General features: G+C 76.1%; 10 protein-coding genes. 7 read left to right on the forward strand and 3 right to left on the reverse strand.

Features of this window, described 5'->3' with window-relative positions; all coding sequences use genetic code 11:
• Positions 1-9: 9 nt before the first annotated feature.
• Complete coding sequence (locus ACFUMH_RS17165; protein ID WP_378208433.1) at positions 10-1,113, reverse strand: glutamate--cysteine ligase; 1,104 nt, start codon at positions 1,111-1,113, stop codon at positions 10-12.
• 78 nt (positions 1,114-1,191) lie between these two features.
• Between ACFUMH_RS17165 and ACFUMH_RS17170 the strand changes: the two genes are divergently transcribed.
• Positions 1,192-2,118 carry a carbohydrate kinase family protein gene (locus ACFUMH_RS17170; protein WP_378208435.1) on the forward strand — a complete coding sequence of 309 codons (927 nt, stop codon included), beginning with the start codon at positions 1,192-1,194 and terminating at the stop codon, positions 2,116-2,118.
• Between the two features lie 45 nt (positions 2,119-2,163).
• Here the strand turns inward: ACFUMH_RS17170 and dusB are convergent, their stop codons facing one another.
• A complete protein-coding gene (gene dusB, locus ACFUMH_RS17175) occupies positions 2,164-3,357 on the reverse strand; it encodes a tRNA dihydrouridine synthase DusB (RefSeq protein ID WP_378208437.1) in 1,194 nt (397 codons plus the stop codon).
• An 89-nt stretch (positions 3,358-3,446) separates the two neighbouring features.
• Between dusB and ACFUMH_RS17180 the strand changes: the two genes are divergently transcribed.
• Both ACFUMH_RS17180 and ACFUMH_RS17185 read left to right on the forward strand, forming a co-directional pair.
• Entirely contained in the window at positions 3,447-4,088 is a 642-nt protein-coding gene (locus ACFUMH_RS17180) for a SigE family RNA polymerase sigma factor (protein WP_378208439.1), read from the forward strand.
• Positions 4,085-5,053, forward strand: a complete 969-nt coding sequence (locus tag ACFUMH_RS17185; protein ID WP_378208441.1) for a hypothetical protein — start codon at positions 4,085-4,087, stop codon at positions 5,051-5,053. The genes ACFUMH_RS17180 and ACFUMH_RS17185 overlap by 4 nt, the downstream gene beginning before the upstream one ends.
• Before the next feature lie 90 nt (positions 5,054-5,143).
• On the opposite strand, the gene ACFUMH_RS17190 is transcribed toward ACFUMH_RS17185, so the two are convergent.
• The gene (locus ACFUMH_RS17190) at positions 5,144-6,532 is read right to left on the reverse strand and encodes a glycine--tRNA ligase (RefSeq protein WP_378208443.1); all 1,389 of its coding nucleotides are present in this window, start codon (positions 6,530-6,532) and stop codon (positions 5,144-5,146) included.
• A 121-nt stretch (positions 6,533-6,653) separates the two neighbouring features.
• On the opposite strand from ACFUMH_RS17190, the gene ACFUMH_RS17195 reads away from it, so the two are divergent.
• From ACFUMH_RS17195 to ACFUMH_RS17210, 4 genes are all read left to right on the forward strand, one after another.
• Positions 6,654-7,631: a metal ABC transporter substrate-binding protein gene (locus ACFUMH_RS17195; RefSeq protein WP_378208445.1), complete on the forward strand. Its 978-nt coding sequence runs from the start codon at positions 6,654-6,656 to the stop codon at positions 7,629-7,631.
• A complete protein-coding gene (locus ACFUMH_RS17200) occupies positions 7,628-8,449 on the forward strand; it encodes a metal ABC transporter ATP-binding protein (protein WP_378208447.1) in 822 nt (273 codons plus the stop codon). The genes ACFUMH_RS17195 and ACFUMH_RS17200 overlap by 4 nt, the downstream gene beginning before the upstream one ends.
• 41 nt (positions 8,450-8,490) lie before the next feature.
• Positions 8,491-9,402, forward strand: coding sequence for a metal ABC transporter permease (locus ACFUMH_RS17205; protein ID WP_378208452.1), 912 nt, complete (start codon positions 8,491-8,493; stop codon positions 9,400-9,402).
• 103 nt (positions 9,403-9,505) lie between these two features.
• Positions 9,506-10,099, forward strand: coding sequence for a DedA family protein (locus tag ACFUMH_RS17210; protein WP_378208450.1), 594 nt, complete (start codon positions 9,506-9,508; stop codon positions 10,097-10,099).
• Positions 10,100-10,108: the final 9 nt, after the last annotated feature.

A 10,108-nucleotide genomic window follows, 5' to 3' on the forward strand; every position in this document is an offset into this window, starting at 1 on the left:
ACGGAGCGCTCAGTCCGCCGTCGCCGCGACGGCCCCGTCGACGACGGCTGCGGGACCACCGGCGCGGAACCACGCACGCTGCTGCGTCGCGCCCGTGCCACGCACCCACAGCTCGTCGAGCAGCGTCTCGACCCGCTCGACGTCGCCGTGGTCCGTGAGCGCGGGCCGCACGTGCTCGAGCAGACTCCGCACGACGTCGCGCGCCGGTGCCGGCCGGAACGCGGGCGGGGCGACGAGGTCGCCGGTCACGCCCGAGCGCCCGGCCCGCCACGAGGCCGCCCGCAGGCGCTCCACGCGGTCGACCACCGGGGGGACGCCGTCGGCGGCCTCGCGCGCGGCCGTCTCGACGAGCCCGCGCGCCAGCGCCGCGACGAGCACGGCGTCACCGCCACGCAGGCACACGTCCGCGACACGGATCTCCACGGTCGGGTAGGTGTGCGACAACCGGGCGTCGAAGTAGATCATCCCGTGGTCGAGCGCCGCGCCGGTGTCGAGCAGGTCCTGCACCACGCGGTGGTAGCCGCCGGCGCTGCCGAACGGCGCGGTGGGCCCCGCGCTCGGCCAGCGGTTCCACACCTGCGACCGGAAGCTCTCGTACCCCGAGTCCTCGCCGCGCCAGTACGGGGAGTTGGCGCTCAGCGCGAGCAGCACGGGCAGCCAGGGGCCGATGCGGTCGAGCACGGCGACGCCCTCGTCGTCGTCCTGGACGCGCACGTGGACGTGGCAGCCGCCCGTCAGCTGCTCGCGCAGCGTCAGCGCGTACTCGCGCGCCATGTGGTGGTAGCGCGCCCCGCGCGACAGCGTGCTCTCCCCCGCGACGGGTGACGTCGCGACGGCGGCCAGGCGCACCCCCACCGCGTCGGCGGCGGCGCGGGCGCGCGTGCGGCCGGCACGCACCTCGTCCGCGAGCGCGTCGAGGTCCTCGCACGGGTGGGTGCCGGTCTCCAGCTGCTGCTCCTTGAGCTCGCCCTCGAGGCCGCCGCCGGGTTCCGGCTCGGGCTCCGGGGTGCCGCCGCGCAGCTCGTAGGCCCGCAGGGCCGCCGCCGCCGCACCGGCGGGCGCCCCGTCCGGGCCCACCAGCAGGTACTCCTCCTCGACCCCGACCGTTCGCATGGCGGGAGTCTGTCGGGTCCGGGCGCGCGGCGCGCGGCGACGGGTGGCGGCCCGACGCAGGCGACGTACGCTCGCGACGTGCCCGACGTCCCGCACCGCGTGCTCGTCACCGGCCCCGCGAGCTGGAACCTCACGGTGCGCGTCGCCGTGCTCCCGGAGCCGCGACCGCACACGGTGGCGGCCGACGGCTGGGCGCACGGGCTGGGCGGGACCTCGGCCGGCAAGGGGCTGACGCTCGCCGCCCTCGGGGTCGACGTGACCCTCCGGACCGTGCTCGGCGAGGACGACGCCGCGGCCCGCATCCGTGCCGCGCTGGAGCGCCCGCACCTGGAGGTGGTCGCCGTGCCCGCGGCGGGGCGCGCCAGCGAGCGGCACGTGAACCTGGTCGCCGACGACGGCTCCCGGCTGTCCGTGTACCTCACGCTGCCCGACGCGGTGCCGTCCGGTGCGGCGCGCCCGGTCGCGGAGCTCCTGCGCGGCGCCGACGCGGCGGTCGTCGACCTCGCGGAGCACAGCAGGCCGGTGCTCGACGCCGCGCGGGCCGCGGGCGTCCCGGTGTGGTGCGACGTGCACGACGACGACGGCGAGGGCCCCTACGCGCGTGCCTTCACCGCCGCGGCGGACGTCGTCCTCGCGAGCCACGTGCGCCTGGCCGACCCGGCGGCGTACCTGCGGGCGCGGCTGGCCGAGGGGGCGCGGCTCGCCGTGGTGACGCGGGGTGCCGCGGGGGCGCTCGCCGTCGCGGTCGGCGACGACGGCGCGCCGCGGTGGTACGACGTCGGCGCCGCGCCCGTGCACGCGGCCGTCCAGGCCGAGGGCGCCGGCGACGCGTTCGCCGCGGGGCTGCTGTGGGCGACCCTCGCGGGTGCGCCCGTGCCGGAGTCCCTCGCCCTGGCCTCGGCGACCGGTGCGATCGCGGTGGCCGGACCGGGTCTCGGCGCGCCCGACGCGACCCCGCGGACCGTGCGGCGGCTCGCCGAGCGGGTCGTCGTGACGCCGCGCTGACGCACCGTCCGCCCGCGCGCCCGTGCGCCGGCCCCGGGCGGCGGGTCAGCCGCCGGAGACGGACAGCTCGGCCTCGTGCAGCTCCTGGCGGAACTCGTCGGACAGCTCCCGGGAGTCCAGCCACCCGTACGGCAGGATCGGCCGCTTCGGCGAGCCGGCACGTCCGCGCTGCCCCTCGGCCGGCGCTCCCGGGTACGGCTGGTCGTGGTCCAGCCGGGCGAGCAGGTCGTCGAGCTCCGCGAGCGACGAGACGAGCCCCAGCTGCGCCCGCAGCTCCCCGCCCACCACGTACCCCTTCAAGTACCAGGCCATGTGCTTGCGCATCTCGCGCAGCGCCTTCGACTCGTCGCCGAAGTGGTCGACCATGAGCTCGGCGTGGCGGTGCACGACGCGGGCGACCTCACCCAGCCCGGGCCGGATGCGCGCGTCCGAGCCCGCGAACGCCGCGGCGAGGTCCGCGAAGAGCCACGGCCGCCCCTGGCAGCCTCGGCCGACGACGACGCCGTCGCAGCCGGTGTGCCGCACCATCGCCAGGGCGTCCTCGGCCGACCAGATGTCGCCGTTGCCGAGCACGGGGATGTCGGTGACGGCCTCCTTGAGGGTCGCGATCGCGTCCCAGTCCGCGGTGCCCGAGTAGTAGTCGGCGGCCGTCCGGCCGTGCAGCGCCACCGCCGCGACGCCCGCGTCCTGCGCCGTGAGGCCCGCCTCCACGTACGTCAGGTGGTCCTCGTCGATGCCCTTGCGCATCTTGACGGTGACGGGCACGCCGGCCGGGCGGGCGGCGTCCACCGCGGCCCGCACGATCGACGCGAACAGGTCCCGCTTCCACGGCAGCACCGCGCCGCCGCCGCGGCGCGTGACCTTGGGCACCGGGCAGCCGAAGTTGAGGTCGACGTGGTCCGCCCGGTCCTCCTCGACGAGCATGCGGACCGCCGCGCCCACGGTCGCGGGGTCGACGCCGTAGACCTGGACCGACCGCGGCACCTCGTCCGGCTCGAACGAGATGATCCGCAGCGACTCGGGGCTGCGCTCGACGAGCGCCCGGCTCGTCGTCATCTCGGCGACGTACAGGCCCGCGCCGGACTCGCGGCACAGGCGCCGGAACGCCGCGTTCGTCACGCCCGCCATGGGCGCGAGGACGACGGGCGTGTCCACGGTGATCGGGCCGATGCGCAGCGGCGGGAGCGCGCGCCGGCCCGCGGCGGGCGCGTCGGTCGACGGGTCGGTGAGGGTCTGCACGGCTCCATTGTCACCCGGTCGGCCGCCGACCTGGCCCGGGGTCCCCGGCAGGTCGCAACCCTCGGGCAGGCTGCTGCGTCGAAGGAAGTGTGACCATCACGCACCCGCCGCCCGAGGGGCCCGCGTCCCTGCCCCCGACCACCCCGGTGACCGAGACGGCGCCGGTGGTGCCGCGCGCCCTGCCGACGCACGGGGGCGGTCGCGCGGACCGCGACGCCGAGTTCACCGCCTTCATGGCCGACGCCGGCCCGGGCCTGCTGCGCACGGCGTGGCTGCTCGTCGGCGACGCGCACCGGGCGGAGGAGCTGGTGCAGCAGGCGCTCGTGCGGACCTACGGCGCGTGGGCACGCGTGCGCGGCGGCGACCCGGCGGCGTACACGCGCCGCACGCTCGTGAACCTGCGCACGGACACGTGGCGGCGCCGGCGGCGGGAGGTGCTCACCGCGCCGGCCGAGCTGCCGGAGGACGCCGTCGCGTCGGGCACGGGAGCGGTCCACGACCGCGACGCGCTCGTCCGCGCGCTCGCCCGCCTGACGCCCCGGCAGCGTCGCGTCGTCGTCCTGCGGCACCTCGTCGGCCTGACCGAGCGCGAGGTGGCCGAGGACCTCGGCATCAGCACGGGCACGGTCAAGTCGACCGCTTCCCGCGCGCTCGCCGCCCTCCGGACGGACCTGACGGTCGACGCGCCGCGCAGCGCCCCCGCCCACCCCCGACCCGAGGAGACCCGATGACGCTCACCGACGACGAGGTCGCCACCGCGCTGCGCGCACGGGCGGACCGCGACGCCCCCACGATGACGCTCGACCCGGTCCGGACGATCGCGCGTGGCCGGCGCCGGCGCGCCGCCACCGCGGGCGCCGCGGCCGGCGCCGCCGCCGTGACTGCCGTCGGTCTCGTGCTCGGCACGGCAGCGCTGCTGGCGCCGCCGACCGCCGACGCGCCGACCGCGACCGCGCCGGACGCCACCGCGCCGGACTCCGACGCACCGGTCGCGACCGCCGCACCGGACGTCGCCGACCTCGCCGAGGGCCTGCGCGCCGCACGCGGGCCGGTCCCCCGCACGCTCGCCGACGGCAGCACGTGGTGGGACACGGGCATCGGCTCCGCCGCGACCGGGGAGACGCTCGCGTTCGGCACGGTGGACGGGGAGCCGTTCCGGACGCCCGGCGACGTCCTGGCGTTCGGCGTCCTCGAGGCGACGGGGCACCTCGCGGACCCCATGCCGCTGCGGTGGTCGCCCGACGACGCGCTCGCCGACCACGGCGCGGCGGAGGGCTACCACGGGGTGACCGGGCTCTCGGTCGGCGCGGAGGCCCACGTCGTCGACGTCCTGGTCGGCGCCGTGCCGGCGTGGATGCCGGGGGCGCGTGTCGCGCACGTGCTGTCGACCGGCGTCGTGGACGCGACGGGCGCCGTGCGCCACGTCGTCGAGGTCCCGACGTTCCCCGAGCCGACCGGCTCGGGCGCCAGCCTGTTCGTGATCGGCGGCAGCCCGCGAGTGTCCAACATGGGCTCCCCCCGTTCGGAGCGCGAGATCGTCATGGAGCCGCCGTCGGTCACGGTGTTCGTCGGCACGGACGGCAGCGCGTACGTCAACGGCCTGCCGGTCACGCGCGACCAGCTCGCGCTGTGGGCGCCCGGCGCACCGGTCGACCAGGTGGTGGCGGACCTCGTCGCGCTCGGGGCGCGCCTCTGAGGGCACGCCGGACCCACGGCGAGCGCCGTCACGACGACGCCGGGCCGGCGGGTGCACGGAGCACCCGCCGGCCCGGCGTGGGTCGTGCGGTCAGGCGCCGACGAGGCGCTGCGCGAGGTAGGGCGTGACCTGGTCGAGCGCGACGCGCTGCTGCGACATGTCGTCGCGGTGGCGGATCGTGACGGCCTGGTCGTCGAGCGTGTCGAAGTCGACCGTGATGCAGAACGGCGTGCCGATCTCGTCCTGGCGGCGGTAGCGGCGGCCGATCGCGCCGGCGTCGTCGAAGTCGACGTTCCAGTTCTTCCGCAGCTCGGCGGCGAGGTCGCGCGCCTTCGGGCTGAGCTGCTCGTTGCGCGACAGCGGGAGCACGGCGGCCTTGACGGGCGCCAGGCGCGGGTCGAGGCGCAGCACCGTGCGCTTGTCGACGCCGCCCTTGGTGTTGGGCGCCTCGTCCTCGGTGTACGACTCGACGAGGAACGCCATGAGCGAGCGCGTCAGGCCCGCGGCCGGCTCGATGACGTACGGCACGTACCGCTCGTTCTTCTGCTGGTCGAAGTACGACAGGTCCTGGCCGGAGTGCTGCGCGTGCGTCGACAGGTCGAAGTCGGTGCGGTTCGCGATGCCCTCGAGCTCACCCCACTCCGAGCCGGTGAAGCCGAAGCGGTACTCGATGTCGACCGTCCGCTTGGAGTAGTGCGACAGCTTCTCGGCCGGGTGCTCGAAGTGGCGCAGGTTCTCCGGGGCGATGCCGAGGTCCGTGTACCACTGCGTGCGCGTGTCGATCCAGTACTGGTGCCAGTCCTCGTCGGTGCCCGGCTCGACGAAGAACTCCATCTCCATCTGCTCGAACTCGCGCGTGCGGAAGATGAAGTTGCCGGGCGTGATCTCGTTGCGGAACGACTTGCCGATCTGGCCGATGCCGAACGGCGGCTTCTTGCGGGCCGCCGTGAGCACGTTCTGGAAGTTCACGAAGATGCCCTGCGCGGTTTCGGGCCGCAGGTAGTGCAGGCCGGACTCGTCCTCGACCGGGCCGAGGTACGTCTTCAGCATCATGTTGAAGTCGCGGGGCTCGGTCCACTCGCCGCGGGTGCCGCAGTTGGGGCACGCGATGTCGGCGAGGCCGCCCTCGGGCGCGCGACCCTTCTTGGCCTCGAAGTCCTCGAGCAGGTGGTCCTCGCGGAACCGCTTGTGGCAGGACAGGCACTCCGTCAGCGGGTCGGTGAAGACGCCGACGTGGCCGGACGCGACCCACACCTGGCGCGGCAGGATGACGGACGAGTCGAGGCCGACGATGTCGTCGCGGCTGGTGACCATCGCGCGCCACCACTGGCGCTTGATGTTCTCCTTCAGCTCGACGCCGAGGGGTCCGTAGTCCCACGCGGAGCGGGTGCCCCCGTAGATCTCGCCGCTCGGGAAGACGAACCCCCGGCGCTTGGCGAGGGAGACGACGGCGTCGAGGCGGGAGGCGGTGCTGGCCACTGGGTTCTCCTGGGTCGAGGAAGCCCGCGGCTGGGTGCCGCGGGGCACAACCGCCACAGCCTAGCCGCCGCGCGACCAGCCGTTTTGACAACCGTTCGCGCCGCAGTTGAGAATCGGTCTCATGTCCAGGTCCTCCCGCGCCCTCGCGCTGCTCGCCGTCCCCGCCCTGCTGGTCGCGGGGTGCTCCTCCGGGGGCGCGGACGCGGGCGCCGGCGGGACGGAGGACGGCCGTGTCGCGGTGCTCGCCTCGTTCTACCCGCTCCAGTTCGTCGCGGCCGAGGTCGGCGGCGACCGCGTCGACGTGGCGTCGATGACGCCGCCGAGCGCCGAGCCGCACGACCTCGAGCTCTCCCCCGCGCAGGTCGCCGAGCTCTCCTCCGCGGACCTCGTCGTCTACCAGTCGGGCTTCCAGGCCGCGGTGGACGAGGCCGTCGAGCAGACGCAGCCGGCGCACGTCGTGGACGCGACGCAGGCCGCCGGCCTGGGCGAGGACGGCGCCCACGCGGACGAGGCGCCGACCGCCGCAGAGGACGACCACGCCCACGAGGGCGAGGAGCACGCGGAGGACGAGCACGAGCACGGCGCGCTCGACCCGCACTTCTGGCTCGACCCGACGCTCATGCCCGACGTGGCGGACGCCGTCGCCGACGCGCTCACGGAGGTGGACCCGGACGGCGCCGACACGTACCGCGCGAACGCGGACGCGCTCGGCGAGCGCTTCGCGGCCCTCGACGAGGCCTACCGCACGGGCCTGGCGACCTGCGAGCGCGACGTGATCGTCACGTCGCACGAGGCGTTCGGCTACCTCGCGCAGCGCTACGACCTCGAGCAGGTGGGCATCTCCGGCGTCGACCCGGAGGCGGAGCCCTCGCCGGCCCGGCTGCGCGAGGTCGGCGACCTCGTCCGCGAGAGCGGCGTCACGACGATCTTCTTCGAGACCCTCGTCAGCCCGAAGGTCGCCGAGACGCTCGCCGACGACCTCGGCGTCGGCACGGCCGTGCTCGACCCGCTCGAGGGGCTGACGGACGACGCGCAGGACTACTTCTCGGTCGCCGAGCAGAACCTCGAGCAGCTGCGCGTGGCATTGTCGTGCGCGTGACCTCGCCGTCCGCCCCCGCCGCGGTGCCCGCCGCCGACACCCGCCCGGTGCCGACCATCGACGCCCGCGACGTCCACGTGACTCTCGGCGGACGGCCGATCGTGCGCGGCGTCGACCTCCGGGTGCCCGCGGGGCAGGTGCTCGCCCTGCTGGGCGCCAACGGGTCCGGCAAGTCGACGCTCGTCCGGTCCCTGCTCGGCGTCGTCCCGCTCGCCTCCGGGTCGGTCCACCTCCTCGGTGCACCGCTCGGCCGCCAGGTGCCCTGGCAGCAGGTCGGGTACGTGCCGCAGCGCATGGCCGCCGGCGGGGGCGTGCCCGCGACCGCGCTCGAGGTCGTCGGCTCCGGGCTGCTGCACGGCCGCCGCCTCCTGCCGCCGCGCGACCGGCGCGCCCGCGCCCGCGCCGCGCTCGAGACGCTCGGGGTCGGCCACCTGCTGCACCGGCGCGTCCAGGAGCTCTCCGGCGGTCAGCAGCAGCGCGTCCTCATCGCCCGTGCGCTCGTGCGCGAGCCGCGCCTGCTCGTCCTCGACGAGCCGACGTCCGGCATCGACGTCCCCACGCAGGAGACCTTCGTCCGCACGGTCGCCGCCCTGCGTGACGCCGGCACCACGGTGCTCGTGATCCTGCACGAGATCGGCCCGTTCGCGCCGCTCATCGACCGGGCGGTCGTGCTGCGGCACGGCCGGGTGGTGCACGACGGCGCACCGCCCGCCGCGCGCGGCGAGCACGGCTCCGCCGAGCACGACCACACGCACCCGCACGCCGACCCCGCACCGCCGTCCGAGGGTCCCGACCTGACGCTGGGGGTGGCCCCGTGACGTGGTGGACCGAGCTCGCCGAGCTCCTCTCCTCGCCGCTCATGCAGCGTGCGCTGATCGCCGCCGTGCTCGTGGGCGCCGCCGCACCGGTGGTGGGCACGTTCCTCGTGCAGCGCCGGCTCGCCCTCATGGGCGACGGCATCGGGCACGTCGCGCTCACCGGCGTCGCCGTGGGCTGGCTCGTCGGCAGCTGGGCCGCCGCCTCCCCCGCCGACGCGCTCGCGGTGCCCGGCGCGGTCGTCGCCGCCGTCATCGGGTCGGTCGTCATCGAGCTCGTGCGCGAGCGCGGCCGCACGAGCGGCGACCTCGCGCTCGCGATCATGTTCTACGGCGGCATCGCCGGCGGCGTGCTGCTCATCAAGGTGGCCGGCGGCACCAACGCGAACCTCATGAGCTACCTCTTCGGCTCGATCGCGACGGTGACGACAGCGGACCTGTGGTGGACCGTCGCGCTCGCCGCGCTCGTGCTGGGCGTCGGCGTCGGCCTGCGGTGGGTGCTCTTCGCCGTCAGCCACGACGAGGAGTTCGCGCGCGCCAGCGGACTGCCGGTCCGGCTCGTCTCGATGGTCGTCGCGACCCTCGCGGCGCTCACCGTCACGATCGCGATGCGCGTCGTCGGCCTGCTGCTGGTCAGCGCGCTGATGATCGTGCCCGTCGCCGTCGCCCAGCTGTACGCCCGCTCGTTCGGCCGGACGATGGCCGTGGCGAGCGCGGTCGGGGTCGCGGTGAGCGTCGTCGGCCTCACGGTGACCTACTGGAACGACGTGCCCCCGGGCGCGACGATCGTCGTCCTGGCCATCGCGGTGTACGCCGTCGGTGCCGCGGTGCGGCCGCTCGTGCACCGCCGGGCGCCGGGCGAGGACCCGCACCCCGACATGTCCGACGACGTCCTCGTGCCGGCCACGACCGCGGAGGACTGCGCACCGGCACCCGCCACGCCACCCGGCCGCTGACGGCGCGCCGCGCCCGGCGTCCGCGACGGCTGACGCCGGCACCGCCGCCGGCGGGACCCGGGTCACGTCCGGGCCCGCGCAGGGCCGACGTAGGATCGCTCGCGTGACGGAGGTCGTGCGTGCCTACGGCCTCGACGGCCTGCCCCTGGGGCTCGTGCTCCTCATCCTCTTCGTCGCCGTGCTGGCCCGGTCGCACGCGACCTACTGGGCGGGCCGCGCGGTCGCCCGCGGCGCGGCGTACGAGGGCACGCACCGCCACGGCCCCCGCCTCTGGCAGCGCACCGTCGACCGGCTCGCCGGGTTCGCCGGGACACCGCTGGCCCGCACCGGCCTGACGCTGGTCCACCGGTGGGGTCCGCTCGCGGTGACCGCCGGCTACCTCACCGTCGGCGTGCAGACCGCCGTGTTCGCCGCCGCGGGCCTGCTGCGCATGCCGTACCTGCGGTTCACCGTCGCGTCGCTGCCCGGGTCGGCGGCCTGGGCGGCGGTGTGGGGCACCATCGGCCTGTCGGCCGTGTGGGGCGCCGTCGCGCTCGCCGCCGGGTCCCCCTGGGGCGTCGCCGCGCTGCTCGCCGTCGCCGCCGTCGTCACGCTCGTCGTCGTGCGCACGCGCCGACGCCGTACCGCCGAGGCGGCCGTCGCCGGCACCGCGCCGGGCGGCACCGCCCCGGGCACGACGACGCCGCGCCCGCGCTGAGGCGCGGAC

Source organism: Cellulomonas sp. NPDC057328 (assembly GCF_042667215.1).
GTDB lineage: Bacteria > Actinomycetota > Actinomycetes > Actinomycetales > Cellulomonadaceae > Cellulomonas.